The organism is Mesorhizobium loti CJ3sym (assembly GCF_000472785.1).
GTDB lineage: Bacteria > Pseudomonadota > Alphaproteobacteria > Rhizobiales > Rhizobiaceae > Mesorhizobium > Mesorhizobium loti_E.
The window spans coordinates 1-25,491 of the sequence record NZ_AXAL01000030.1; the positions used below are offsets into that span (position 1 = coordinate 1).

A 25,491-nucleotide genomic window follows, 5' to 3' on the forward strand; every position below is an offset into this window, starting at 1 on the left:
GCCTTCGCCGGCAGGACTGTCGCTTTCAGACCGACCGGACAGGACGGTGTCTTCGACGTCTACTTCCGCCACCAGAAAATCCAAACCATCGACCTCAACGCAATCAGCCGATAGCATGGCAAACTGTTCGCGATGTCTTCGCACACCTGTTCGCGATGTCTCCGGTCCAAACACCCCCTTGAGGGGGAGATGCCCGGCAGGGCAGAGAGGGGTGCCTCGCGCCAACTTCTCCGATTGCCTACCCCACAAACCCGACCTTCTTGTGCGACCCATCGCAAAACGGCTTGTTGGCCGAGTGGCCGCAGCGGCAGAGGAAGGTGCGTTGCGTGCGATCGACGGTGTGGCCGGTGCCGGTGACGATCTCGACATTGCCTTCGAGCTTGAGTGCGCCGTTGGTGGTCGGCGTCACTTTCAGCGGGCCATTGCGCGCTTCAAGCGCCGGCGTGTCCTTCAATGGCGGCTCGCCGGTGGCGGTGAAGCCGGCCTTGATATGGCTGTTGTCGCAGAACGGCTTGTTCTGCGAGGCGCCGCAACGGCAGAGCGTGGCGCGATGGAAGGTCTCGTCGCCCAGGACGATCTCGGCGTGCACGGCCAACGGGCCGTTTTCACGGACGCGCACGGTGTTGACCGCCGGCGGCTGTTCCTGCGGCCCGCCATCCTTCCTGATGTAAGTGATGGCGCCCGAGGGGCAATTTTCGGCCAGTGCGACGATCTTTTCGACGCCGGCCGCCTCGGGATGGATCCACTCTCCCGGTGCGTTGGGCACGAAGACATGCGGGTCGCCGAGCACGCAATTGCGTGAGTGGATGCAGCGCTTGCCGGAAAACCCGACGTCGATCTTGTCGCTTTCGACCATGGCGGCCATCGCCGTACTCCTGTTGCCTGGAGCACGTCGCGCCTTCGCAGACCCGTCGTGCCTTGGGTGTTTGGGCAAGCTATGGCTCGAACAGGAAAACCGTCAAGCTGGCAAACCGGTCAGGGGACGAGATTGATCTCCTCGGTCTCGCCGCCGCTGCAGGTGTAGCAGCAATCCTCGCATTTTTCCTTATTGCCGGGGCCGACGCCCCAATAGGTGCCTTCGTCGCCATCGACCCAGGCGCCGTAGCAGATCGATTCGCCCTCGTTGCAGGAGATCGGCAACGACTTGGTCTCGCCATCGTCGAGGTAGAAGTCCTTGCCGTTGCCCGGCCAGACATAGTCGCGGTCCTGGCTGTAGAGCTCGAGGCGCATGGCGTTGGGATGGCTGTTCTTGATGGTAAAGCTGACGTCGCCGGCATGGGCGGCCGGCGCAAACAGGACGGCAAGCGAAAACGCGGCGGCAAGCCGGCGCGCGGATGTGAAAGACATGGAAACCCCCGATGAAGAATCGGCCCCCACGGCCGATGAAGGGATCATGCCATGACGCGGGCCGGCGCTAAAGGGATGATGGCGGCAAATCCCTGATTTAATCGGCCGCCGGATCTCAAGACTTTCACCCTATCGTTGCCAGAAGGGCAGCTTGGCGATTTCTTCTTCGACCTGCCGCATGGTCAGTCCGATATCGTCGATCAGATGCGGATTGGCTTCCGAGATTCGCTTGAGGTCCCAGCGAAAGCGTGCTCGCGCGCGTGAGGCGGCGATGGTGCTTCGCAGGGCCGCAAGGCTATAGCGCCTGGGCGACGCCTGCTCCCCGGGCGCGCATCGCAGCACGGCCTGGCGCGAGGCCAAAGCAAGACAATTGGTCATGACAACCTCCATGTGGTTTGGGGAGCCAGCTCTGCGAACTGGGGACCCCGGATTTGAAAGAGGCTGAATTCTGCAGAATGCGGACAGCGCCGTAATTAAGGCCTGCCAAATAGTTCTCAAAAGTTCCAAACGGGCTCTAACTCTTTGTTTTGGCGCAACTCCTTGGGAAAGCGCGGAGCGCTTTTCGGGAAAACCGCCTCACACTTTTCCCGGGTTTGCTTTATAGATGCGTCCCATGCAGGGATCGCGCTTTGCCTTTGGTCCGTTCGTGCTTGATCCGGGTGCGGGAACGCTGCTTCGGAACGACGATCCCGTTGCCGTCGGCTATCGCGGCCTGAAGCTGCTCGCGGCGCTGGCCGCGCGCCCCGGTGAAATCCTGGGGAAGGCCGAGCTGATGGATGCGGCGTGGCCGGGCACGGCCGTCGAGGAAGGCAACCTCACTGTCCAGATCGCGCAGCTGCGCAAACTGCTTGGTCCGCCTGCCGACGGCGGCGATTGGATATCGACGGTTCCGCGTGTCGGCTACCGCTTCACCGGGACGATCCAACAGCTCGATGGCGCGAAGCGAAAACCCTTGCCGCTGCCCGACAAGCCGTCGATCGCGGTGCTGCCTTTCGTCAACCTCAGCAACGATCCCGAACAGGCCTCATTTGCTGATGGGTTGACCGAAGACCTGATCACCGACCTGTCAAGAATCTCCGGCCTGTTCGTCATCGCCCGCAATTCGACCTTTGCCTACAGGGGCAAGGCAATGGACGTGCGCGAGATCGCAGGCGAGCTCGGCGTGCGCTATCTGCTGGAGGGCAGTGCGCGGCGCGCCGGGGGCCGTGTGCGCATCAACGCCCAGCTGGTCGACGCGGCGAGCGGGGAGCATCTGTGGGCCGAACGCTTCGATCGCAGCCTGGACGATATCTTTGCCGTTCAGGACGAGGTGACGGCCAAGATCGTGGAGGCGTTGCTCGGCAGGCTGCGCGCGCCGCCGCCGCGCAACCGGCCCAAAAACATCGAGGCCTACGATCTCTGCGTGCGGGCGCGCAAGCTGATCGACGATTCGCCGCAGATGGCGCAGGAAGCGCATCTGATGCTGACGCGCGCGGTTGCGCTCGATCCAGACTACGCCGAGCCCTACCGATGGCTTGCCATGAACCACTGGATGGGACGGGTGCATTGGGGCGGACCCACCGAAGCGGATCGCAGCGTTGCCCTGGAAATGGCGCGCAAAGCCGTGTCGATTGATCCCAACGATGCCGGCTGCCGCTGGATCCTGGCCTATCTGCTCACCTATGAGCGCAGCTTCACCGAGGCGGATGCGGAATTCGCCAAGGCGATCGAACTCGATCCGAACGAAGCCGATACCTGGGCATCACTCTCCGACATCACGGTCCTGGCCGGGCGGATCGAGGAGGGCCTTGAGCACATACGCAAGGCATTCCGGCTGAACCCGTTTCCGGCAAGCTGGTACTATCTGACGCTCGGCCAGGCGCAATATGCGGCGCGCCACTACGAGGCCGCCATCGAGACACTGCACCGGGACGAGACCTATCGCACCACCTCGCGCCGCTTCCTGGCGGCAAGCTTGGCCCAGCTCGGCCAGCTCGACGAGGCGCGCGCCGAGGTCGAGCTGTTCCTCGTCGGAAGCCCGCATTTCACGATCCACCACTGGGCCACGACCGAGCCATTCCGCGACGACGCGACGCTCGAGCATTTCGTCGATGGCTTCCGCAAGGCCGGCCTGCCCGAGTGACGGCCAATCAGGGCACCAGGTCGATCGTCTCGGTCGTGTGCTCCACGCAGATGAAGCAGCAGGTGTCGCAGGGCTGGTCGTTGTCGGGCCCGACACCGGCGGAGATGCTGTCATTGCCGTTGACCCAGGCACCGTAGCAGATGCGCTCTCCCGAATTGCAGGACAGCGGCACCGATTTCTGCGAATTCGGATCGATCAGGAACACCTGGTCATTGCCTGGCCAGACCGTCTCGCGGTCGCGGCTGAACAATTCGACGGCGACTGCCTGCTTGCGCAGGTTCTTGACGAAGAACGCCATGTCGGCGGCCTCGGCCGAGCTGGTGCAGACCAAAGCCGCAAGCACGACCATGCGAAACAGCGTCACCGCGAACCCTCCCGAATCATCCCGGCAGAATCGCACGCCTGCCGGGAACTAGGAAGGTGTGGCTCACCAGTCTAGGAAGGTGCGAGGCCAGAGATCTCCCGCCCCAGCCGCACCGTTTCCCGCACCAGAAGGCCGAGATCGTCGCGCCTTGTGCGATGGTTGGCGATCGCCACGCGCAGCCAGTGTTCGCCGTGAAGCGTGGTGTCGGAGAGGGCGGCAATGCCCTGTTCCTGCAGCCGCAGCATGATCTCGGTATTGAGCGCCTTGAGAGCCTCGCCCGTGACGCCGGGCTGGTAGCGGAAGCAGACGATGTTGATGGTTGGCGGTGTCGCCAGCTCCAGCAGCGGCGAGGCCTCGATCAATCCGGCGAGATAGACGGCCTGTGCAATGTTCTGGTCGATCAGGCGGCCGAACTTTTCGACGCCATGCTCTTTCAGTGCCATCCACACTTTCAGCGCGCGAAAACCGCGCGACGTTTGCAGGCCGTAATCGTGCAGCCATTCGCCCGAGGCAAGGCCGCGCGGCATCGATTCCAGATATTCCGGCGTCACCGCGAAGGTGCGGCGATGCGCAATGGCATCCCTGACCAGGGCACAGCCGACCTCGAACGGCGCGTGCAGCCATTTGTGCGGATCGAGCGCGACCGAATCGGCCCATTCGATACCGGCAACGCGATGCGCGTTCTCAGGCGCGATCGCGATCAGCGCGCCGATGCAGCCATCGACATGGAACCACAGGTCTTCCTCATGCGCGAGCTTGGCCAGTGCGCGTAGATCGTCTATCGCGCCGGTGTTCACCGTGCCGGCATTGCCGATGATGCAGGCCGGCTTGAAGCCAGCCGCGCGATCCTCCGAAATCGCCGCGCGCAAGGCCGATATATCGATACGCAGGCCGGCATCCGTCGGAATCCGCCGTAGCGCCTGGTTGCCGAGGCCGAGCGCTTCCATGGCCTTGCGGTGGCAGGAGTGGACTTGGTCCGAGCCATAGAAGCGCAGCGGCTTTTCGATGGCGGCAACGCCGTGCTCGCGCACGTCGATGCCGGCCTTTGTGTTGCGCGCCACGGTCAGGCCGATGATGTTGGCCATCGAGCCGCCGCTGACCAGCGTGCCGGAGGCGGAAGCGGGAAAGCCCAGCATCTCCTTGCACCAGTTCACCACCTGGCCGTCCATCAGCCCGGCGGCGTGGTTGCCGCCACCGAGATTGGAGCCCTGGATCGCCGCCAGGAAATCGCCGAGCGCGCCGGTGAAATTGCTCGACCCCATATACCAGGCCCAGAAGCGCGGATGGATGTTGCCCATTGGATAGGACATCACGGTGCGGGCTACCTCGCTGTAGACAGCGGCCAACGGCGCGGGGAAGCGCGGCAAGGGTGCGGCGAAGGACCCTCTCACATCCGCCGGCATCTCCCGCCAGACCGGACGGTCCCTGATATCGCTGAGATAACCGACGGCATCATCGATGACCTGGTGCGACAGCGCCTGCACAGCGGCCCAGTCGGCAGGGTCGAGCGTTTCCTCGACCACCATGCCGAGGCTTTCCGGTGCGATATCCATGACATCCTCCCGTCAGGCAGCCGGGAACTGGCAGCCGGGCGTCGAGCGCGACAGCGCCATCTCGTCGGCATCCATCTCGGCCTCGATGCCGTCGAACAGCGGCGTCGTCATGTAACGCTCGCCGGTGTCGGGCAGCATGCACAGGATCACCGATCCGGCCGGCGCCTTCTCAGCGACCTGCCGCGCCACGGCGAAGCTGGCGCCGCCGGAAATGCCGGTGAAGATGCCTTCCTTCTGCGCCAGCGCCTTGGCCCATTTGATGCCTTCGGGCCCGGCAATCGGCATCACCTCGTCATAGAGGCTGGCGTCGATCGCTTCCTGCAGCACATTGGGGATGAAGTCCGGTGTCCAGCCCTGGACCGGATGCGGCTCGAAGGCCGGATGGCTGGCTGCAGGGGCGCCATGCGCACCGCGCTGCTGTGCCTTGCCGCTGCCGATCAGCTGGGCATTGGCCGGTTCGCAGAGCACGATGCGGGTCTCCGGCCGTTCGCGGCGCAGCACACGCGCCACGCCGACGACGGTGCCGCCGGTGCCATAGCCGGTGACGAAGCAGTCGAGCCGCGAGCCGGCGAAATCATTGATGATCTCGCGCGCCGTTGTCGCTTCGTGGATGGCCGCATTGGCCGCGGTCTCGAACTGGCGGGCGAGGAACCAGCCATTGGCCTCAGCCAGCTCAACCGCCTTCTTGTACATGCCAAAACCCTTTTCGGCGCGCGGCGTCAGCACCACCTTGGCGCCCAGCATGCGCATCAGCTTGCGGCGCTCGACCGAAAAGCTGTCGGCCATGGTGACGACCAGCGGATAGCCCTTCTGCGCACAGACCATGGCAAGCCCAATGCCGGTGTTGCCGCTGGTTGCCTCGACCACGGTCTGGCCGGGCGTCAGCGCGCCACTGCGCTCACCCTCCTCGATGATGTTGAGCGCCAGCCGGTCCTTCACCGAGGCGGCCGGATTGAAGAACTCGGCCTTGACGTAGATCGTCGCATGGGTCGGCCCGAGATTGTTGATGCGGATCACCGGCGTGTCGCCGACCGTGTCCAGGATGCTGTCGAACAGGCGGCCGCGCCCGGCGGTGGTTCTGATTTTCTGCTGATGCAACATGGAAGAACTCCTCGTCTGTCGTCGTTGTCGTCACAAGCCGGTTACAAGCCGGCGGGTTGGGCGGCGAGGTTTCGAGACCTTGCCGCGCTAGGACTGACATGCCGGCACTGCGGCAATTGTGGTATCCGGCGCGGAAATTCGCCGCCGGATGCGCCGTGTCGTGTTTGGTGATAGAGCAAAGGCCAACAGGCCAGCGTGGGAGCAGGCGTGGAAACGGACGTGGAATCCGCACCATCGAGGCCGGACGGCGACATGCCGCGCCTGTCCGTGCGCCTGCTCGGACCGCTGAAAATCCTGCGTGACGACGTGCCGATTGCGTTGCCGGCATCGCGCAAGCTGCGTGCACTCCTGGCCTATCTGGCGCTGGCGCCGTACGCCGTGGGGCGCAGCCGCCTGTGCGAGCTCTTGTGGGATGTGCCCAACGACCCCCGCGGCGAACTGCGCTGGTGCCTGAGCAAATTGCGCGGCGCCCTCGACACGCCGGACCGGCGCCGTGTCCGCACCCAAGGCGATACGGTCGCACTCGATCTCGACGGCTGCCTTGTCGATGCGCTGGAGATCAGCCGCGCCGCCGCGCAAGGGATCGGCACGCTTGACGTTGAGCGGCTGCGAACGCTGGCAGGGTTTTTTGCCGGCGATCTGCTCGACGGGCTGGTGCTCGAGCGCAGCCCGCTTTTCGACAGCTGGCTGATTGCCCAGCGCCGCCGTTTTCACGCGTGCCACGCCGCCGTGCTGGAACAGCTTGCCGTAAACCATCCGCCGGGCTCGCCCGAAATGTCCACGCATCTCGACAGATGGATCGAGCTGGCGCCATTCGACATGCGCGCGCATCTGGCCTTGCTGTCCAATCTGGCAGCGCACGGTGCCATCGGCGCGGCCGAGACGCATCTGGCTTCCGCGGCACGCCTGTTTCAATCGGAAGCGCTGGATTTCGCCCCGCTCCGCGCGGCCTGGCAGGCAATCCGTGACCAACAATCCGGCACCTCGCTCAAGGCACAACCGGCCTGCCTGTCCGCATTGCCGCAATTGGTGACCACATCGGATGATGCCGGCGCGGTCGAGCCAAGCCAGGCGTCGCTGGCGGTGATGCCGTTTGTCGAGGAAGCCGGCGAAGGCACACGCGGCGGGCTCGCCGACGGCTTCACCCACGACATCATCACTCGTCTTGCCAAGCTCCGCGATTTCTTCGTCATCGCGCGCGGATCGGTGTTTGCGTTGGCGCGGATGAATATCGCACCGGAAGAGGCTGGCCGCAGGCTGAACGTCGACTATGTCGCCACCGGCACGGTGCGCAGCACGGCCGGCCGCCTGATCGTCAGCGTCGAACTGATCGAGGTGCGCACGGCCAGGATCGTCTGGGCCGAGACCTTCGAGCGGAGGCCTGACGACATCTTTGCCGTGCTCGACGATATCGGCAACTCCATCGTCTCGTCGATCTCAGCGGAGATCGAAACGGTGGAGCGCAACCGCGCCATGCTGAAGGCCCCCAATTCGCTCAATGCCTGGGAGGCCTACCATCGCGGCCTCTGGCATATGTACCGCTTCACCCAGGCAGAAAACGAACAGGCGCAGCATTTTTTCGCCACGGCCTTGCGGCTCGACCCGACCTTTGCCCGCGCCTATGCCGGCCTGTCCTTCACCCATTGGCAGAATGCCTTCCAGCGCTGGGGCGACCGCGACCGCGAAAGCGCGCTGGCCTATGAGAGCGCCGGCCACAGCCTGCTGGTCGACGACCACAATCCGGCCGCGCACTGGGCGATGGGCCGGGCGCTGTGGCTGCGCGGCGAGCAGGACGGCTCGCTGCTGGAGCTGGAACGGGCTGTCGATCTCAGCCCGAATTTCGCGCTTGGCCACTATGCGCTGTCCTTCGTCCACTCTCAGTCGGGCGACCCGCAGGCAGCGATAAGCTCCTCAGACCATTCGCGCCATTTGAGCCCCTTCGACCCGCTGCTGTTCGGCATGCTGGGGGCGCGCGCCATGTCGCATGTCCGGCTCGGCCAGTTCGACGAAGCGGCCGACTGGGCGCTGAAGGCGGCGGCACGGCCAAACGCCCACACCATCATCCTGGCGATCGCTGCGCACTGCCTGGCACTGGCCGGCCGGCTCGACGAGGCGCGCGGCTTTGCCGCCGCCATCCGCAAGACATTGCCTGATTATCGCGCCGACGATTTCATCGGCACCTTCCGCTTCGAACCCGATGCCGAGGCGCTGTTCCGGCAAGGCGCCAGGCGGATCGGGTTGGCCTGATTTCGCGCTTAAACTCCAGCGTTAACGAAGTCGGAAGGAGTTGCTTAACGGTTCACCTCTATGTGACGTCCGGGGGGTCCATGGCAAAGTGAGTATGATGAGCGACAGCCCCGACAAGCGCAGCGAATGGCGTGCCATTCTTCATGTACAGGCCCGCGTCGCCGTCCTGTTCGTTCCCGTCGTTGCCAGCCTGCTGATCATCGCAGCACTTGCCGGCAACGACCGCAAATCCGTTCCCGACGTCGACCGGACGGTCACCGGGTCGGTGCGATAAGTCATCAAGACGGCACCCGGCACCAGTGGTCGAGCCTTCACCGGCGGAACTCCGCGCGCAGTCCAACATTGTCTTCCAGGACAGAATCTGGAGGATATGATGACCAGAGCTTTCGACATCAACGACAACAGTAAAGAAAATCCCAAGCGCCCGCCGCAGCCCGAGACCGGCGACGATCTGAAAAAGAAGAAGGTCGATGGCAAAGCCTTCCAGGTGAATAAGAACAGCGTCGACAATCCGACGCCCACGCCAGTGAAACCAAAGCGGGACTGATCGAAAAAGATGGCCTGCGCCCGTCGATTGGCAAGCGCCTAAGAGCCGGTGCTTTCCGGTAGCATGCGCCTGAGCACGTCGTCCTTGCGGATGAAATGATGCCACAGCGCCGCGGCCGCATGCACTCCGGCCAGGATGAGGATCGAATTGGCGCAGAGGCTGTGCAGCTCCCTGATGGTTCTGGCCGTGTCGCGATCCGGCGAAACCGGCGCCGGGATGGTGAAAAGGCCAAAGAAGCTCAAGGCGTCACCCCGGTACCAGGTCAGCAGGATGCCAAGAACCGGAATGGCCACCAGCAGGGCGTAAAGCAAGAGGTGCGCGACCTTGGCCGCCCATCGTTCAAGCTGTGACATTTCCGTCGGCAGCCCGGGTGTGCCCAGCGTCAGGCGAAGGCCGACCCGGATGACGACCAACGTGAACAGCAATAGACCGAACGAAATATGCAGCCACCAGACCAGCGCCCGTCCCGGATCGCCTCGCGGAAAAAGCTCTTCAACGTACGTCAAGCCATAAAGGCCGATGACCAGCAGAAACACCGCCCAATGAAGGGCCTTCTGCGCGCTTGTATAAATGGGGGTCATCCGAGCCATCCTGTTTTGAATGGTTCTAAACTAGCCGCCATCATGTCAAAGCTTTGTTCGGAAACGATCCTTTTTTGAAGCTGACAGTCGGCACCGGAAGGCACCATGCGTCAGCCAAACAGAAGTCCGGACGAACCGGGCTTCTTAATCGGGTCTCCTAGTGCACCTCAATAAAAGCGCGGGATCGGACCGTTCTGCGGCGTGGTGCGGTCGCCGAGGTCGAGAAAAACCTCGTCGACATAGCACCAGCCCCAGCCTTCCGGCGGGTCATAGCCCTCGATGATGGGATGGCTGGTGGCGTGGAAATGTTTTGTCGCGTGGCGGTTGGGCGAGTCGTCGCAGCAGCCGACATGGCCGCAAGTGCGGCAGAGCCGCAGATGCACCCACCACGAGCCGCTCTTCAGGCATTCCTCGCAGCCGAGCGCGCTCGGCGTCACGTCCTTGATCCCAGCCGCGTGTTTGCATTCATCCGCCATCACACTCTCCTGGACTATCTCTTTGTTGAAGTATGATCTTGCCCAGAAAACCGGGGCCCACTTTTCGGGATCATACTTTGAAGCGACGTGGCGTGGCTGCCGTCCTGCGCAAGATAAGCATGCAGTGCCGCGACCACCTGGGCGCCCTCGCCGACGGCCGCCGCAACGCGTTTGACCGAGCCGCAGCGCACGTCGCCGATGGCGAACACGCCGCTGCGGCTGGTTTCCATAAGGCCGTGATCCGCTCCCAGCTCCGACCCGGTGCGCACGAACCCCTTCGCGTCCAGCGCCACATTGCAGTGCGCCAGCCAGTCGGTGTTCGGATCGGCACCGATGAACAGGAAGAGATGGCGGATCGGGCGGGTCGTTTCTTCGCCGCTGACGCGGTTGCGCCAGCGGACCGTGGCAAGATTGCCCTTCTCGCCCTCCAGCGCCTGGATTTCGGTTTGGGTCAGCACCTCTATGTTCGGTTGCGCCCTGATGCGCTCAACGAGGTAGCGCGACATGGTTGCATCGAGGCTGCCGCCGCGCGCCAGCAGCGCCACCTTGCGTGCGTGGCTGGCGAGGTAGACCGCGGCCTGGCCGGCTGAATTGCCGGCGCCGACCAGCGCCACTTCCTGCCCCGCGCAAAGCCGCCCTTCGATGGGCGACGCCCAATAATGCACCGACGTTCCCTCGAACTGCGACAGGTTGGCGACATCGAGACGCCGATAGCGCGCGCCACTGGCGATCACCACGCTGCGCGTGCGCACCGTCTCGCCGTCGCCGACATCGAGCAAGTAGCGGGCGCCTGAATTGTCTGTCGCCGCGCTCAACAGCTTCGCCTCGTCCGGGATCACCATTTCGACGCCGAATTTCTGCGCCTGGTTGTAGGCGCGCGCCATCAGCGCCATGCCGGTAATGCCTGTGGGGAAGCCGAGATAGTTTTCGATACGGGCCGACGCGCCCGCCTGTCCGCCGAAGGCCCGGCAATCGAGCACGATGGTCGACAGCCCTTCCGAGGCCGCATAGACGGCTGCCGCCAGTCCGGCGGGGCCAGCGCCGACAATGGCGACGTCATACAGCGTGTCGGCATCGATCGGCCTGAGCAGGCCGATGCAGCGGGCGAGGTCCTTCTCGCTCGGGTTCATCAGCAGCCTGCCGTTCGGGCACAGCACGACCGGCAGATGGTGAGGATCGACGTCGAAGCGTTCGACCAGGGTTTTCGCGCAAGGGTCGCTGCCGGAATCGAGCACACGGTGCGGCTGGCCGCTGCGGGCCAGAAACCCTTGCAGCCGCAGCACGTCGCCATTGCCTGATGGTCCGATGATGATCGGCCCGCTGGTGGCGCTTTCCAGGAGCCCGACACGGCGCAGGATCAGCGCCCGCATGATGCGCTCGCCGAGATTGGCCTCCTGCACCATCAGGTCGCGCACGCGCTGCGAAGGGATGACGAAGGCCTCGACCGGCTCGGCCGCCTCGGCATTGACCAGCGAGGGTCGAGCCGAAAGCTGCGCCAGTTCACCGACGAAGCTGCCCGGGCCATGGGTGACGATCGTGTCGCGCCGGCCGAGGCCACCATCCTGGGTTATATCCACCGTGCCCGACAGGACGACGATCAGCCCGGGCGCGACATCGCCGGCCTTGATGATGTGCTCGCCGGCGGCATAGGCGCTGGCCTCGCCGAAACGGCGCATGTGGTCGAGGTCTGCTTCGGTCAGCGTCGGAAAGGCCTGGTCGCGACGGGCGCCTAAGATTGCGGTGCTGGATTGAGACATGGTTGCGAGCGTAGCGAAGTGGCCGTCCGGTTTGAAGCGGTTTGTTCAGTGCCTAGCCGCGAGGAGAGGTTGGCGGTGGCAAGGCGGCGGTCCGTTCCTCGCTGCGGCCATCGCTCTTGGAAAAGTCTGGAAAGCTTGGATTGGAGTTGATCTCGTAGACCTGCAGCCGGCCCTGACGGAAGCCGTAATCGACGCGCCCGAAATCGAGGCCGCCGATGCGAAAGACATTGGCAAGGTGGTCGGCATGCGGATTGCGGCGGATGAAATCGAGTTCCTCCTCGGCCTCGGCGGGGCCGATCGCGGCGGAGTTTCTTTTTGACGACCCATTGCTCGCTGCGCATCAAATGCTGCGGCACAATGGCGCCGCCAACATAGAAGGCGCCATATTTGCGATAAAAACCCTTCTCGTCAGGTTCGCCGACATAGCCCACGGCGATCCGTCCCTTCAGGGCCCTGCCATTGCGCCGCATCTGCGCTATCGCGTCGTCAAACTCCGCGTCGGATCGCAGAATGCCTGTCTCGGGTCCGCCATATCCGTCCTCGGCGCGCAGGAAAGCCAGATACTTCGTTGGTTTCGCCCCGGTATCAAGGCGCTGGACGGCGAAGTCGTTGATGCCTTGCATATTGAGCTTGTGGAGCAGCGGGACCCGCTCGAGAGCGTACAGCGGGTGGTTCAAAATGCGGATTTCAGGCGCTTGCGCTTGCAGTCTCAAGGCCACCGTCGATGCGCAGTCCAGTTCATAGCGCGACAGCCGATCGAAGTCGGTTTAGATGTGATGGGCGAGCGGTGTCGCCCGTTCGAAAAACATCTCCTCATAGGTGATGTAGGACAACAGTCCGTTTGCTTCGGCCCCGAGAGCATGGATCAACCGCTGGATTGTCGTGCTGAACCGGGCGGTGACGACATAGACGATCATTCGAAAGCTTCTCTCCTTCGGGACCCTCGACAGAGTATTGTCCTATATAGCCCGACTGGTAGAAATTACGTTGGCGCTGCAGGGCGGTTCGTTGCTAACTGAAACAGGTCCGAGACGTCTTGTAACCGCGCTCTTATGGCGAGTGAAACCCGGCATGCCGCAGTTCAATTTGGCGTTCTACTGCTTCCCAAAGAAGGAAGCCATCGAGGATTTCCGGGCCGCGGCCACGTTGATCGAGGCGCGCGCGAAAGACATCAAGGTCAGTGTCATGTCGACGGCATCGGTGCTGACGACCTTGCGAACGCCAACGATTGCCATCAGGCCGACCCTCTCCATCGAGCTGGATCGGCTTAAATGGCTGAGGCCGCTGCGCGGAACGCGCCTCGTCCATCAACGCATGGGCAAGATCGAGGAAGTATCCGCACTCGAAACCGCGGGGCTTCCTGTGCCCAGGTGGACGGAAATCGTGCCAGGGACAAAACTCGATCCCGCAGCGTGGGGTCCGTACGTGGTTGTAAAACCTTCGCGTGGCAAACGCGGAGCATTCGTGCGCATAACCAAAACCGGGCGGGTGCGCTACACCGCCCCATCCGACTATCCGCAAGATCACCCGGGCAGACGCGCGGCGATGATCGCCCAGCAATACATCCATACCGGTCCATGGCCCACGGCCTATCGAGTGCTCACCTATCTCGGCAAGCCTCTGGCCGCGATCCAGTATGAGGGCAGGCGCGACCTCAATCCATTGAGTGGTTCCGATGGGTTTCGGGCGGCTCCTGGGGCATCGATCATAGCTTCGGCCAAGGGATGCACGATTGCGCTCACGACGGACCAGGACGTGCTTGAGCTTGCCGTTCGCGCGCATGCCGTTTTCCCGACCATTCCGTCACTCGGCGTGGACATCCTGCGCGACGCCGAGACGGGCGAACTTTTCCTTCTCGAACTCAATCCGTCCGGCAACAGCTGGATGCTGTGCGGAACGGCCGGGCGCAACATACAAAAGCAGTTCGGCCTCAACTTCTATGAACAGTTCGGCGCGCTCGATATCATTGCGGAGACGTCGATCGAGGCCACGCGCAGACTGGCTGTCTGACGGCGATTCCTAAAGAAAAAGCCCGGACGAACCGGGCTTTTTTCTTATGCGTCTGAACCATCTAACGGTCCGAAACGGGAATTTGGTGCCCAGAAGAGGACTCGAACCTCCACTCCTTGCGGAACACGGACCTGAACCGTGCGCGTCTACCAATTCCGCCATCTGGGCTGGTGCGGGCTCATGTAAGCGGGCAAGCGATTGCTGTCAACGCGCTTTTTGGACCATAACGCCGAAAGCTAGAATCACAGCTTTGGCAAAAGCGCATGGTCCGGCCGAGCCAACACCTCTGCTTGCCGGCTCAGGAACCGTCAGCCTTCCAGCACTTCCTTCGACGCCACGGTGGAATCGGCGTTGAGCTGGTAGATGACCGGCACGCCGGTGCCGAGTTCGAGCTTGACGATCTCCTCGCCCGACTTGCCGTCCAGCGCCATGATCAGCGCGCGCAGCGAGTTGCCGTGGGCGGCGACCAGCACGGTGCCGCCGCGCAGCACATGCGGCTGCAGATCGTGCAGATAGTAGGGCCAGACGCGGGCGCCGGTGTCCTTCAGGCTTTCGCCGGCGGGCGGCGGCACGTCGTAGGAGCGGCGCCAGACATGGACCTGCTCCTCGCCCCATTTCTGGCGGGCATCGTCCTTGTTGAGGCCGGAGAGGTCGCCATAGTCGCGCTCGTTGAGCGCCTGGTCGCGGATAGTTTTCAGGTCGCTCTGGCCGACCGCGTCGAGAATGTGCTGGCAGGTCTTTTGCGCCCGGATCAGCGCCGAGGTGAAGGCGATGTCGAACTTCAGGCCGCGCGCCTTGAGTTTCTGGCCGGCGGCCTTGGCCTCGGCATGGCCCTGCTCGGTCAGGTCGACATCGCGCCACCCGGTGAACAGGTTTTTCAAATTCCATTCGCTCTGGCCGTGACGCACGAGCACGAGAGTTCTCGACATGTCTGCTCCCTACAAGAGCAATTCCAGGAAAAGTGTGAAGCGGTTTTCCGTCCGGAATTGCGTTAAAACAAAGTGTGGATGGCACGCCTCAGCTCAGGCCGAGCACGTCCCGCATCGAATACAGTCCTGGCTTCTTGCCACGCGCCCACAGTGCCGCCTTGACGGCGCCGCGAGCGAAGATGGCGCGGTCTTCGGCATGGTGGGACAGCGTGATGCGCTCGCCGGTGCCGGCCAGGATCACTGAGTGGTCGCCGACCACCGAGCCACCACGCAGCGTGGCAAAGCCGATCGAGCCGGTCTTTCGCACACCCGTGTGGCCGTCGCGTGAACGCACATCATTGCCGGCCAGCGCGATGCCGCGCCCGGTGGCGGCGGCCTCGCCCAGCAGAAGTGCTGTGCCCGACGGCGCGTCGACCTTGTGCTTGTGGTGCATTTCGAGGATCTCGATGTCGAAATCGTCGGCATCAAGCGCGCGTGCCGCCTGTTCAACCAGCACCGCCAGAAGATTGACGCCAAGGCTCATATTGCCCGACTTGACGATCGTCGCGTGGCGGGCGGCGGCCGCGATCTTCGCATTGTCGTCGGCCGAACAGCCGGTCGTGCCGATGACATGGACGATGCGCGCCTGCGCAGCGTAGCCGGCGAATTCGACCGTCGAGGCCGGCGTAGTGAAGTCGAGCACGCCGTCGGCCTTGGCGAAGACCGGCAGCGGATCACTGCCGATCGCCACGTCGATGCGGCCGACGCCGGCGACTTCGCCTGCATCCTTGCCCAGATGAGGCGAATCCGCGCGCTCGACCGCGCCGATGACACGGGCGCCCGGAATGCTGTGGATGGCGCGGATCAGCGTCTGGCCCATGCGGCCGGCAGCGCCAACCACCACCAGGCCCATATCGCCTGCTTCGCTCATGTGCTCCTCACCGCAATCTTTTTCGCGCGCGTGGCCCGGACCGGAGTTTGGATCGGCTTGCTGTCATCGACAAGCCCCAGCCCCTTCTTGCCCTGGATGCGGTGGAAGCGGGAATAGATGCTGTCCGGGTCGGCCATCAGCGTCGCATGGGTGCCTTCCTCGACCAACCGTCCCTCTTCCAGCACGATGATGTGGTCGGCATTGACCACCGTCGACAGCCGATGCGCTATGACGATGGTGGTGCGGCCTTGCATGACATGGGTCAGCGCCTCCTGGACGCGGGCCTCCGCCTCGTTGTCGAGCGCCGAGGTCGCCTCGTCGAGCAGCAGGATCGGTGCCTGGCGGACGATGGCGCGGGCGATCGAGACACGCTGGCGCTGGCCGCCGGAAAGCGTCGAGCCGCCTTCGCCGACCGGCGTATCGTAACCTTGCGGCTGCTGGCGGATGAACTCGTCGGCTGCCGCCTGTTTCGCCGCCTCATCGATCTCGGCGTCCGTGGCCGACAGCCGGCCGTAGCGGATGTTGTCGCGGATCGTGCCCTCGAACAGATAGGGCGCCTGCGCCACATAGGCGATCGACTGCCGCAGCGAATGCTTGGTCACCTTCGAGATGTCCTGGCCATCGACCTCGATGCTGCCCCGGTCGACGTCGTAGAAGCGCTGCAAGAGCGCCACCAGCGTCGATTTGCCGGCGCCCGACGCACCGACGATCGCCGTCACCTTGCCGGCGGCGGCAGTAAAGCTCAGATCCCTCAGCACCGGCATGTCGGCGCTGTAGCCGAACGTCACATTGTCGAAGCGCACCTCGCCGGTGGTGATCCTGGCCTCGACAGCATCGGGCGCGTCGCCCTGTTTCGGCTCCAGGTCGAGCAACTCGTAGATCATGCGCGCGTTGACCAGGGCACGTTCCATGCCCACCTGTGTGCGCGCCAGGCGTCTTGCGGGGTCGTAGGCCATGATCAGCGCGGTGATGAAGGAAAACACCGCGCCCGGTGGTTGCCCAAGTACCAGCGCCCGGTAGCCCGAATAGGCAAGCACGGAGGTAATGGCGAGACCGCCCAGAATCTCGGAAATCGGCGACAGCCGCTCCGATACGCGGGCAATCTTGTTGTTACGCTGCTCGGCCGTGTCCGCCATGATGCCGATGCGGCGCGCCAGCTCGGCCTCCAAGGTGAAGGCCTTGACGATGGCGATGCCTTGCGTGGCCTCCTGCACGGACCCGTTCAGCCGCGAATTGATCAGCACGGATTCCCGGTTGATACGCCGCAGTCGGCGGGTGATGTAGACGACGGCCCAGATCAGCGGCGGCCCGATCAGCAGCGAGCTGAGCGACAACACCGGATCCTGGTAGATCATGACGCCGACGAGAGCGACCAGCGTGACCGCGTCGCGGCTGATGGAGGTCAGTGTCAGCGACAGCAGATCGCGAACGCCGCCGACATTCTCGCTGACCTGTGCCGCCAGCCGACCGGAACGCGTGTCGTTGAAGAAGTTGACGCCGAGCTTCATCAAATGGTCGAAGGCGCGCTTCTGGTAGCGCGCGACCAGATTGTTGCCGATACTGGCCAACGCGACTGCCTGGCCGTAACCGGCGAAGCCGCGCAGCAGCGAGGCTCCCATGAAACCGGCGCAGATCAACCAGAGCATATCGCCGCGCCGTTCGTAGAAGATCTGGTTGATCATCGGGGCCATGATCCATGCCGTGAAGGCAGTGGTCCCGGAAACAATCAGCAAGCAGATGACGGCAACGACATAGGTCCAGCGATACTCATCGCCGTTTTCAGCGAGGATGCGGCGGAGCACCGCTGTGACCTCGCCGGGCCGGACTTTTGGCTTGTTTGGGACTTGAAGTGTCAAATCGGGAGCGCTTTGTGGTTTTCCGCCTCGTGGGACCGGGCTGCAAATTCGGCACCCCTCTTAACGCCCTGCGGCCGGCTTGCCTATGCCCGCACCTGATTAACTTCGTCGCGGGTTCAAGCCTGCCATCGCCGGCCCGCCGTCTGGACGCCGAACAGCGACGGGTTTCGGGCATAGGCGGCAAGGCCGAGAAGTGCCGCCAGCGGATGGGTGATGACATAGACCGGCATGGTGCGCATCAGCGCGCTGTGCGGCGCCTTGTCCTCGAAGGCGGCGCGGAAATTGCCTTCTTTCAGCGCCGGCACGATCTTTTGCGCGATGCCGCCTGTGAGGAAGACACCGCCACGGCTCATGAACACCAAAGCGAGATCGCCGGCGGTGCGCCCCAGGCATGTAACGAAGGTCTCCAGCGCTTCCTGCGCAACCGGATCGGTCTTGGCCAGTGCCGCACCGGTGATTTCGGCCGGCGTGATGAAGGGCGACGGCTTGCCGTCCGCCTTGGCCACTGCCCGGTAAACGTTGACGAGGCCGCGCCCGCACAGGATCTGCTCGCCGGAAATGCGGCCCTCGAGCTTCTCGATATGCGGGAAAACCTCGAAATCGCGCGGGGTGCGCGGGCCGATGTCCATATGGCCGCCTTCGCCGGGCACCGGTATCCAGTGGCGCAGCGCATAGACCAGCCCGGCGACGCCGAGCCCGGTACCGGGGCCCAGAACGACGCGGCCGGCATTGGGCTCCGGGGTGCCGCCACCGATCTTTTCCATGTGCTCTTCGCCAAGCGCCACCACGGCCAGCGCCTGCGCCTCGAAATCGTTGAGCACGACGATGTCGCTCAAGCCCAGATTGGCGAACATCTGCCTGGGCTTGACGACCCATGGACAGTTGGTGAGCTCGATCTCGTCGCCATCGACCGGCCCGGCCACGGCCAGCACCGCCGAATTGGGGCGCACCGAGGAACGGTCGAGCACGGCCGCCTGGATCGCTTCGTCGATGGTGTTGTAGTTGGCGGTCTGGACGATTGTCGGCTCGCCGGCCTCGGAATTGGCGTCGAGCACGATCGAAAAGCGTGCATTGGTGCCGCCAATGTCGCCGATCAGGATCGGAAACCGCAGCAAAGTGTCGTTATCGCCTGTGCTTGGCATGCTCTCGTCCGTCCCCGATGGCATCTCGCCATTCTTCCGTTGACTAACGCATGGGTTTGAAAAGGGAAACGGTTTTCGAACCCGGTGATGCGCACAGACAGCTTCTGCGGCCAAACGGCCACTATTTCGTAAAAAGCCATTCGTTAAACCGATTGAGTTGGCCGATAATGACTGACTTCAGTTCGTCGGCGGCCGGGGCCGTGGCACCGGCGCACCCATCCTGGGGGTTGCCGTGAAAGCGTTCGCCGCGTTTGGCAGCTCAGCCGCGCCGCTCACGGTGGCGGCGGGCTGCGAAGGGGCCTCGGGCTCGGGTGCCGCCGCCACCACCGGCATGGCACCGCCATGATAGGTCGCGGCCTCGGCCGAGGCCGGCCCCGGTGCGTCGAGCACGGCGCGGCATTCCTTGGGCAGGTTGGCCATGGTCATCAGGTCACGTGCTTTCGGTGCATCCGGGTTCTTGTTGGGGCGCCACGGTTCTTCCGTGAACCACCAGGCCAGCGGCTTGCCGCAACCGTCATCATCCGGCGTCGCTTCCTGCGCCTTGCAATTGGGCGAGCCCGGCTGGCAGCCGATGCGCATGTGGAAATGATAGTCGTGGCCCCAGAACGGCCTGATCTTGCGCAGCCAGGTGCGGTCGCCCTTGACGGTCTCGCATAGCTTTTTCTTGATGCCGGGATTGACCAGGATGCGCTCGACCTGCGGATAGCTCGCCGCCCGTTTGAGCAACGCCGTGTGCTGCGGCGTCCACAGCGCGTCTTTCACCAGATGGGTCTTTTCGTCGACCATCAAGGTGGCGCTCATGCTTTCGCGCTGCGCCCGGGTCATTGTGCGGTCAGGCATCGGCGTCAGCCAGATGTCGGCGTCGAGGCCGATCTGGTGCGAGGCATGGCCCGTCGTCATCGGGCCGCCGCGCGGCTGCGCGATATCGCCAATCAGAAGGCCAGGCCAGCCGTCGGCGACCGCGTCGCGCGACAGCTTTTCGATCAAGGCGATCATGGCCGGATGACCCCAGCGGCGGTTGCGCGAAGGCCGCATCACCTGCCAGGTCGGGCCGTCCATGGGGATGGCGACGCCGCCGGCAAAACAGCCCTTGGAGTAGAAGCCGATCGATTGCGCGGCGGTCGCGGTCGGCAGTGCCTCAGCACCGAACAGGTCCTTTGCCCGTTCCTCGGCAGCCGCCGGCTGCACGGCCAGCGCGGTAAGGGCGAGCATGCCAAGTGCGGTCGCCAACAGTGACGATCTGCCTGGAGATGGACGTATCGCTGAGTTCATGAAACCGGATCCCCACCGCAATCCCAAGGCCGAATCATAGCACGCAACGCAAGATGCTTCGATCGTCAGCGCTTCATCGGGCTGCGCGCCTCGCCATCGCGCCAGTCACCGCTTGCCCACATATGATCGAAGGCGGAGCGGTAGTCCGGAAAGCGAAAGCGATAGCCCGCCGCCTTGATCGCCGCATTGGCGACACGCTTGTTCTCGCCATAGAAGGACCGCGCCATGGGCGAAAGTTGGGCGGTGTCGAAGGGAATTTCGGGCGGCGCCTCGACGCCCATCAGCGACGCGGCATAGGCGACGACATCCTGCGGCGGCGCCGGCTCATCGTCGGTGACGTTGAAGATGCCCCCTGTATTGTGTTCGATCAGCTGCCACAAAGCGCCGGCGATATCGTCGCAATGGATGCGGTTGAACACCTGGCCGGGCTTAACCAACCGCCTCGCCGTGCCGTTCACCAGATTGACCAGCCCATTGCGGCCCGGGCCGTAGATGCCCGACAGGCGCAGGATCGCCACCGGCCGGCCGATCTCCTCACCGAGCTTCAGCCACGCCTGCTCAGCCTCAACCCGCATGACGGAGCGCTTCGACTCAGGCCGGCACGCGGCCGTTTCGTCGACCCAGGCGCCGCCGTGGTCACCATAGACACCGACGGTCGAGAGATAGCCGATCCATTCCAGCGCCGGCATTTGGGCGATCGCTTCCCGGGCGGCATTCAGCACGGGATCCCCCGCTTCTTCCGGAGCTATCGAAATCACAATATGCGTCGTCTTTTTCAATGCATCGCCGATTTCGTCCGTCAACGTGCCGTCAAACAGCAGCGGTGCGATACCGGCCTGGCGCAGCGCGGCGAATTTTTCTTCGGAACGCGTCGTGCCCAGGATTGCACCGGCATCCCTGTTGGCGCGAGCAAAAGCCTTGCCCGAATATCCGGCGCCGAAGATGAAGATCTGCTTTCCGCTCATTCATGTGTCCTGTTTGGCCGCGCCAGGCGCCATTCTTCGCGCACCGCCGCATCGTTCTCGGTCGTCAGGCCGGTGGCGGCCCGCTCGGAATATTCGGCATCCGGCACAAGCCGCGCCAGCGCCCAAATTGCCGCGCCCCGCACTAGTGGCGAAGCGTCGGTCAGCAAGGCTCGTACGGTACCGGCAAGCTCGACATTGTCGGAATTGCCGGCAGCGATCAGCACATTGCGGACGAAACGGTCGCGGCCGATGCGCTTGATCGGCGAGCCGGAGAAGAAGGTGCGGAAAGCCGCCTCGTCCAGTTGCAGCAAGTCGGCGAGCGCCGGCTCGCGCAGATCGTCGCGCGCGGCGAGCTTCGCCTCCGAAGCAGCCTGGGCGAACTTGTTCCACGGACAAGCGGCCAGACAATCGTCGCAGCCATAGATGCGATTGCCGATCTTTTCCCGGAATTCATGCGGGATCGGTCCCTTGTTCTCGATGGTCAGGTACGAAATACAGCGCCGCGCATCGAGCCGGTAGGGCGCCGGGAACGCATCGGTCGGACAGGCGTCGAGGCAGGCACGGCAGGAGCCGCAATGATCGATCTCTTTGCTGTCGGGCTCAAGTTCGGCCGTGGTGAAGATGGTTCCGAGGAACAGCCAGGAACCATGTTCGCGGCTGACCAGATTGGTATGCTTTCCTTGCCAGCCGAGCCCCGCTGCTTCCGCCAGCGGTTTTTCCATGACCGGTGCCGTGTCGACGAAGACCTTCACGTCGCCGCCGGCGCGCGCCACGATCTTGCCGGCGATCTCCTTAAGCCGTCCCTTCATCACCTCGTGATAGTCGCGGTTTCGCGCATAGACCGAGATCGCGCCGCGGTCGCGCCTGGCCAGCAGATCACGCGGATCATGGTCTGGGCCGTAATTCATCGCCAGCACGATGATCGAGCGGACTTCAGGCCAGAGCATGGACGGCTCACTGCGCCGGGCAATCGTCTCGGCGATCCAGTCCATCGAGCCATGAAAACCGTCGGCGACGAATTCGGCAAGGCGCGCCGGCGCCAGCGGGATCGCATCGGGAGAGGTGACGGCAATGGCATCGAAGCCGGCGCGATGCGCCTCCGCGTCGATCAGCGCGCGCAGTTTTGCGGCGTCAGAAGTCGAGGTCCGCATAATGCGACACCGGCGACAGGCCACGCACGCGGTCGGTCAAAAGCGGCCGGAAGGAGGGGCGCGACTTCACCCGCGTGTACCATTCGCGCGCTGCAGGGTGTTCGCGCCAGTCGATCTCGCCGAGATAATCGAGCACCGACAGCGTCGCGGCGGCCGCGAGATCGGCATAGGTGACCCTCGAGCCAGCCAGCCAATGGCGGGTGCCGGCCAGCCAGTTGGTGTATTTCATGTGCTGGCGGATGTTGGCGCGCGCGGCACGGATGGCGCCTGAATCGGGCGAGCCACCGCCCGCCGTTTCCGGCATGACCGGCTTCAGCACGCGCTCGCGCACCAGATGCCTTGTGACTTCGCTCTCGGCCTTGTTCAAATACCAGTCGATCAGCCGGCGGATTTCGGCGCGCTGCATCGGATCCTCGGCGAACAGCCGCTTGTCACGCTTGAGCACACCACGCGTCTCATCGAGATATTCGGAGATGACCGTCGCGCCGACGATCGGCACATCGCCTTCGGCGAGCAGGATGGGCAAGGTGCCGGCCGGGTTCAGCGCCAAAAACTCCTTGCGCCGCGTCCACGGCTTTTCCTCGATCAGCGCCAGCTCCTCGCCATACTCGCCAAAGGCGAGGCGGACGAAGCGGCAGGTGGCGAACATGGGATGATGGAAAAGCGTCAGCATGGTTCCGCGATGATAAAGCGCACTGGCGAATCGCCGGGCGCACCGGTAAGTCTTGGCCGCCCGGTTAGCGGGCCGTCAGGGGTGTTGCGACCTATAGGGGCAGTTCAACGCCATGACAAGCAAGCCGTTCTGTTAGCCGTCGCGCAAAAGCCGAGGTAGCCATGGAAAGCCAGACCATCGTCGAAGCCGTGCTGCTCGGCCTGCTGGAGGGGCTGACCGAGTTCATCCCGGTGTCCTCGACGGGCCATATCCTGCTCGCCGGCCATTTCCTCGGCTTCCATTCGACCGGCAAGGCCTTCGAAATCCTGATCCAGCTCGGCGCCATCCTGGCGATCCTGAGTGTCTATTTCCGCCGCCTGTGGCAGATGCTGCTGGACCTGCCGCATGACCGGCTGACGCGGCATTTCGTCATCGGCATCCTCATCGCCTTCCTGCCGGCGGCGATCATCGGCGCGCTGGCGCATGATTTCATCAAGACGGTGCTGTTCGAATCGCCAAGGCTGATCTGCATCATGCTGATCATCGGCGGCGTCATCCTGCTGGCGGTTGACCGCATGAACCTCAAGCCCGTCTACCGCGACGTCGAGCGCTTCCCGACCAGGCTCTACCTGCAGATCGGGCTTTTCCAGTGCCTGTCGCTGATCCCCGGCACGTCGCGCTCCGGCTCGACCATCGTCGGCGCGCTGCTCTTGGGCGTCGACAAGCGGGCTGCGGCCGAGTTTTCCTTCTTCCTCGCCATCCCGACCATGGTCGGCGCTTTCGCCTTCGACCTGTTCAAGAACCGCAACGTGCTGACATCGGCCGATCTGCCGATCATCGCCATCGGCTTCGTCGCCGCCTTCATCACAGCCTTGGTGGTCGTGCGCTACCTGCTCGATTACGTCTCGCGCAACGGCTACTCGCTGTTCGGCTGGTGGCGGCTGGTGGTGGGGATTGTGGGTCTGGTGGCGTTGATGATTTGGGGGTGAGGAGTGTTCCGCGTCCACCTCGACTTCGTCATCCACGGGCGGAGCAAGGAGCGTAGTGACGCGGCGCAGACCCGAGGATGACGAAACGAGGAGGGGCTGCCCCCTCTAATTCCGCCCATAAAACGCGTTCGGGACATGCACCGGCCAGCGCCAGGGCAGCACCGCGACCATGTCGAAACGCATCGAGAGCTTGCCATAGTCCGGCTGGCGCGACAGCCAGATGTCGGCGGAGGCCTCGATGCGGCGCTCCGATTCATGGCCGATCGCCTCCATGGCCTCCATCAGCGTGCGGCGCGCCTTGACCTCGACGAACAGCACCAGGTCGCCGCGCCGGGCGATCAGGTCGATCTCGCCGAAGCGCGTGCGATGGCGGCGCGCGAGGATTCGGTAGCCCTTGAGCATCAGCGCGGCGGCCGCCAGCCATTCGCCGCGATGACCGCGCCGATAGGCCTTTTGGCGGCTGGCGCTCGGGCGCTCAGCCACCTTCACCTTCTCCTGAGTTTTGTTTGACCATGATCTCTCGACAAACGAAACCGTTTGTCCGGGAAAACCGGTTTCCACTTTTCGGGATCATGGTCTGTCTCTGAGCTCCAGCAGCCGCCGGTAGAGCGCCTGCTTCTGGCCGCCGGTCATTTTCGCTGCTTCCGCCGCCGCCTTGGAGGCCGGCATTTCGGCGGCGAGTGACAACAGCAGCCGGTCGATGTCAGCGGGTTCGTCCGCCTTGGCCTCGGCTGGACCGACGCAGACGACGATCTCGCCCTTCGGCGTGTCGGCCGCCGCATAGTGGTCGGCCAGCGCCTGCAGCGTGCCGATCCGCATTTCCTCGAAGGTCTTGGTCAATTCGCGGCCGATGGCAGCTTTGCGCTCGCCGCCGAGCGCTTCGACCATGGCGCTGAGCGACTCGGCCAGCCGGCGCGGCGATTCAAAGAAGATCAGCGTCGCCGGCACGGCTTTCAGTGCTTCCAGCCGCGTCAGCCGCTGCCCTGTCTTCACCGGCAAAAATCCGGCGAACAGGAAGGCGTCGGACGGCAGGCCGGACGCCGTCAGCGCGGCAAGCGGCGCAGATGGGCCGGGGATCGGCACGACGCGAATGCCGTGGTCAATCGCCTCGCCGACCAGCCGGTAGCCGGGATCGGACACCAGCGGCGTGCCGGCATCGGAAATCAGCGCCACGCTCTGGCCGGCCTGGAGGGCCGATATCAGCTTCGGCCCGGCCTCGCCGGCATTGTGCTCGTGATAGGCCGTGGTGCGGCGGCGAATGCCGTAGCGGTCGAGCAGCACGCGCGACACCCTTGTGTCCTCGCAAGCGACGATGTCGGCCGCCGCCAGCGTTTCCAGCGCACGCAGCGTGATGTCGGCCAGATTGCCGATCGGGGTGGCCACCAGATAGAGCGCCGGTTCGAGCGGCCGCGCCGTTATCTCGGTCTGGCCGACCACATAGCTGCGCTTGCTCGTTTCGCCCGTCACTGATCGAGTCTCCATTCAGCCCTGTTTGGCACGGCTATCGCAGGCTTGCAAAA

The 25,491-nt window shown here is 64.0% G+C and carries 27 protein-coding genes and 1 tRNA gene; 8 read left to right on the forward strand and 20 right to left on the reverse strand.

All coding sequences use genetic code 11. From position 1 onward, the window contains the following. Nucleotides 1–238: 238 nt before the first annotated feature. From A3A9_RS0130690 to A3A9_RS0130700, 3 genes are all read right to left on the reverse strand, one after another. Entirely contained in the window at nucleotides 239–865 is a 627-nt protein-coding gene (locus A3A9_RS0130690; RefSeq protein WP_027062051.1) for a CDGSH iron-sulfur domain-containing protein, read from the reverse strand. Nucleotides 866–975: 110 nt separating this feature from the next. Next, nucleotides 976–1,347: a hypothetical protein gene (locus A3A9_RS0130695; RefSeq protein ID WP_027032197.1), complete on the reverse strand. Its 372-nt coding sequence runs from the start codon at nucleotides 1,345–1,347 to the stop codon at nucleotides 976–978. A 129-nt stretch (nucleotides 1,348–1,476) separates the two neighbouring features. Then, a complete protein-coding gene (locus A3A9_RS0130700; protein WP_245279162.1) occupies nucleotides 1,477–1,725 on the reverse strand; it encodes a DUF1127 domain-containing protein in 249 nt (82 codons plus the stop codon). Nucleotides 1,726–1,951: 226 nt separating this feature from the next. Here A3A9_RS0130700 and A3A9_RS0130705 point away from each other — a divergent pair, with 226 nt between their 5' ends. Beyond that, on the forward strand, nucleotides 1,952–3,469 hold the full coding sequence (locus A3A9_RS0130705; RefSeq protein ID WP_027062053.1) for a winged helix-turn-helix domain-containing tetratricopeptide repeat protein: 1,518 nt from the start codon (nucleotides 1,952–1,954) through the stop codon (nucleotides 3,467–3,469). Between the two features lie 7 nt (nucleotides 3,470–3,476). Here A3A9_RS0130705 and A3A9_RS0130710 read toward each other — a convergent pair whose 3' ends face one another. The 3 genes from A3A9_RS0130710 to A3A9_RS0130720 form a co-directional block, all read right to left on the reverse strand. Next, nucleotides 3,477–3,833: a hypothetical protein gene (locus A3A9_RS0130710; RefSeq protein WP_027062054.1), complete on the reverse strand. Its 357-nt coding sequence runs from the start codon at nucleotides 3,831–3,833 to the stop codon at nucleotides 3,477–3,479. A gap of 71 nt (nucleotides 3,834–3,904) precedes the next feature. Next, on the reverse strand, nucleotides 3,905–5,386 hold the full coding sequence (locus A3A9_RS0130715; RefSeq protein WP_027062055.1) for a pyridoxal phosphate-dependent decarboxylase family protein: 1,482 nt from the start codon (nucleotides 5,384–5,386) through the stop codon (nucleotides 3,905–3,907). A gap of 12 nt (nucleotides 5,387–5,398) precedes the next feature. Then, nucleotides 5,399–6,487, reverse strand: a complete 1,089-nt coding sequence (locus A3A9_RS0130720) for a PLP-dependent cysteine synthase family protein (RefSeq protein ID WP_027062056.1) — start codon at nucleotides 6,485–6,487, stop codon at nucleotides 5,399–5,401. A 252-nt stretch (nucleotides 6,488–6,739) separates the two neighbouring features. On the opposite strand from A3A9_RS0130720, the gene A3A9_RS0130725 reads away from it, so the two are divergent. From A3A9_RS0130725 to A3A9_RS45385, 3 genes are all read left to right on the forward strand, one after another. Further along, nucleotides 6,740–8,734, forward strand: coding sequence for a transcriptional regulator (locus A3A9_RS0130725; protein ID WP_033838904.1), 1,995 nt, complete (start codon nucleotides 6,740–6,742; stop codon nucleotides 8,732–8,734). A gap of 97 nt (nucleotides 8,735–8,831) precedes the next feature. Continuing rightward, a complete protein-coding gene (locus tag A3A9_RS45380) occupies nucleotides 8,832–9,008 on the forward strand; it encodes a hypothetical protein (RefSeq protein ID WP_167334885.1) in 177 nt (58 codons plus the stop codon). A 99-nt stretch (nucleotides 9,009–9,107) separates the two neighbouring features. Next, entirely contained in the window at nucleotides 9,108–9,281 is a 174-nt protein-coding gene (locus A3A9_RS45385; protein WP_202596422.1) for a hypothetical protein, read from the forward strand. A gap of 38 nt (nucleotides 9,282–9,319) precedes the next feature. Here the strand turns inward: A3A9_RS45385 and A3A9_RS0130740 are convergent, their stop codons facing one another. The 3 genes from A3A9_RS0130740 to A3A9_RS39835 all read right to left on the reverse strand — a co-directional run bounded on the left by A3A9_RS0130740 (nucleotide 9,320) and on the right by A3A9_RS39835 (nucleotide 12,095). Further along, complete coding sequence (locus tag A3A9_RS0130740; protein WP_027062058.1) at nucleotides 9,320–9,862, reverse strand: cytochrome b; 543 nt, start codon at nucleotides 9,860–9,862, stop codon at nucleotides 9,320–9,322. A 167-nt stretch (nucleotides 9,863–10,029) separates the two neighbouring features. After that, a complete protein-coding gene (locus A3A9_RS0130745; protein WP_023777710.1) occupies nucleotides 10,030–10,338 on the reverse strand; it encodes a UBP-type zinc finger domain-containing protein in 309 nt (102 codons plus the stop codon). Nucleotides 10,339–10,352: 14 nt separating this feature from the next. Next, nucleotides 10,353–12,095: an FAD-dependent oxidoreductase gene (locus tag A3A9_RS39835; RefSeq protein WP_033838905.1), complete on the reverse strand. Its 1,743-nt coding sequence runs from the start codon at nucleotides 12,093–12,095 to the stop codon at nucleotides 10,353–10,355. Between A3A9_RS39835 and A3A9_RS0130755 the strand changes: the two genes are divergently transcribed. The 3 genes from A3A9_RS0130755 to A3A9_RS0130765 are packed head-to-tail and all read left to right on the forward strand — an operon-like array spanning nucleotide 12,094 to nucleotide 14,105. Beyond that, complete coding sequence (locus A3A9_RS0130755) at nucleotides 12,094–12,414, forward strand: hypothetical protein (RefSeq protein ID WP_027062059.1); 321 nt, start codon at nucleotides 12,094–12,096, stop codon at nucleotides 12,412–12,414. The two genes, A3A9_RS39835 and A3A9_RS0130755, sit on opposite strands and share 2 nt — an antisense overlap. Continuing rightward, nucleotides 12,356–13,114 (forward strand): hypothetical protein, encoded by a 759-nt coding sequence (locus A3A9_RS0130760; protein WP_152536211.1) that lies wholly within the window; start codon nucleotides 12,356–12,358, stop codon nucleotides 13,112–13,114. The genes A3A9_RS0130755 and A3A9_RS0130760 overlap by 59 nt, the downstream gene beginning before the upstream one ends. After that, on the forward strand, nucleotides 13,083–14,105 hold the full coding sequence (locus tag A3A9_RS0130765) for a hypothetical protein (RefSeq protein ID WP_152536212.1): 1,023 nt from the start codon (nucleotides 13,083–13,085) through the stop codon (nucleotides 14,103–14,105). The genes A3A9_RS0130760 and A3A9_RS0130765 overlap by 32 nt, the downstream gene beginning before the upstream one ends. Before the next feature lie 83 nt (nucleotides 14,106–14,188). Here the strand turns inward: A3A9_RS0130765 and A3A9_RS0130770 are convergent. The 9 genes from A3A9_RS0130770 to A3A9_RS0130810 all read right to left on the reverse strand — a co-directional run bounded on the left by A3A9_RS0130770 (nucleotide 14,189) and on the right by A3A9_RS0130810 (nucleotide 23,003). Then, a tRNA-Leu gene (locus A3A9_RS0130770) sits at nucleotides 14,189–14,273 on the reverse strand. Nucleotides 14,274–14,413: 140 nt separating this feature from the next. Beyond that, the gene (locus A3A9_RS0130775) at nucleotides 14,414–15,034 is read right to left on the reverse strand and encodes a 2,3-bisphosphoglycerate-dependent phosphoglycerate mutase (RefSeq protein WP_027062062.1); all 621 of its coding nucleotides are present in this window, start codon (nucleotides 15,032–15,034) and stop codon (nucleotides 14,414–14,416) included. Between the two features lie 88 nt (nucleotides 15,035–15,122). Then, the gene (gene dapB, locus A3A9_RS0130780; protein ID WP_027062063.1) at nucleotides 15,123–15,944 is read right to left on the reverse strand and encodes a 4-hydroxy-tetrahydrodipicolinate reductase; all 822 of its coding nucleotides are present in this window, start codon (nucleotides 15,942–15,944) and stop codon (nucleotides 15,123–15,125) included. Then, complete coding sequence (locus A3A9_RS0130785; RefSeq protein ID WP_051371293.1) at nucleotides 15,941–17,800, reverse strand: ABC transporter ATP-binding protein; 1,860 nt, start codon at nucleotides 17,798–17,800, stop codon at nucleotides 15,941–15,943. The genes dapB and A3A9_RS0130785 overlap by 4 nt, the downstream gene beginning before the upstream one ends. A 116-nt stretch (nucleotides 17,801–17,916) precedes the next feature. After that, complete coding sequence (locus A3A9_RS0130790; RefSeq protein ID WP_027062065.1) at nucleotides 17,917–18,942, reverse strand: glucokinase; 1,026 nt, start codon at nucleotides 18,940–18,942, stop codon at nucleotides 17,917–17,919. Between the two features lie 177 nt (nucleotides 18,943–19,119). After that, entirely contained in the window at nucleotides 19,120–20,214 is a 1,095-nt protein-coding gene (gene mepA / locus A3A9_RS0130795) for a penicillin-insensitive murein endopeptidase (protein WP_027062066.1), read from the reverse strand. A gap of 65 nt (nucleotides 20,215–20,279) precedes the next feature. After that, nucleotides 20,280–21,179, reverse strand: coding sequence for an SDR family oxidoreductase (locus A3A9_RS0130800; RefSeq protein ID WP_027062067.1), 900 nt, complete (start codon nucleotides 21,177–21,179; stop codon nucleotides 20,280–20,282). Next, on the reverse strand, nucleotides 21,176–22,330 hold the full coding sequence (gene queG, locus A3A9_RS0130805) for a tRNA epoxyqueuosine(34) reductase QueG (RefSeq protein WP_027062068.1): 1,155 nt from the start codon (nucleotides 22,328–22,330) through the stop codon (nucleotides 21,176–21,178). Before queG ends, A3A9_RS0130800 begins: the two co-directional genes overlap by 4 nt. Beyond that, nucleotides 22,311–23,003 carry a glutathione S-transferase family protein gene (locus A3A9_RS0130810; protein ID WP_023814167.1) on the reverse strand — a complete coding sequence of 231 codons (693 nt, stop codon included), beginning with the start codon at nucleotides 23,001–23,003 and terminating at the stop codon, nucleotides 22,311–22,313. Before A3A9_RS0130810 ends, queG begins: the two co-directional genes overlap by 20 nt. Nucleotides 23,004–23,164: 161 nt before the next feature. Between A3A9_RS0130810 and A3A9_RS0130815 the strand changes: the two genes are divergently transcribed. Next, complete coding sequence (locus tag A3A9_RS0130815; RefSeq protein ID WP_027062069.1) at nucleotides 23,165–23,971, forward strand: undecaprenyl-diphosphate phosphatase; 807 nt, start codon at nucleotides 23,165–23,167, stop codon at nucleotides 23,969–23,971. A 105-nt stretch (nucleotides 23,972–24,076) separates the two neighbouring features. Here the strand turns inward: A3A9_RS0130815 and A3A9_RS0130820 are convergent, their stop codons facing one another. Together A3A9_RS0130820 and rsmI are read right to left on the reverse strand one after the other, a co-directional pair. After that, nucleotides 24,077–24,454 carry a YraN family protein gene (locus tag A3A9_RS0130820; RefSeq protein ID WP_027062070.1) on the reverse strand — a complete coding sequence of 126 codons (378 nt, stop codon included), beginning with the start codon at nucleotides 24,452–24,454 and terminating at the stop codon, nucleotides 24,077–24,079. An 87-nt stretch (nucleotides 24,455–24,541) separates the two neighbouring features. Continuing rightward, nucleotides 24,542–25,438 carry a 16S rRNA (cytidine(1402)-2'-O)-methyltransferase gene (gene rsmI / locus A3A9_RS0130825; protein ID WP_027062071.1) on the reverse strand — a complete coding sequence of 299 codons (897 nt, stop codon included), beginning with the start codon at nucleotides 25,436–25,438 and terminating at the stop codon, nucleotides 24,542–24,544. Nucleotides 25,439–25,491: the final 53 nt, after the last annotated feature.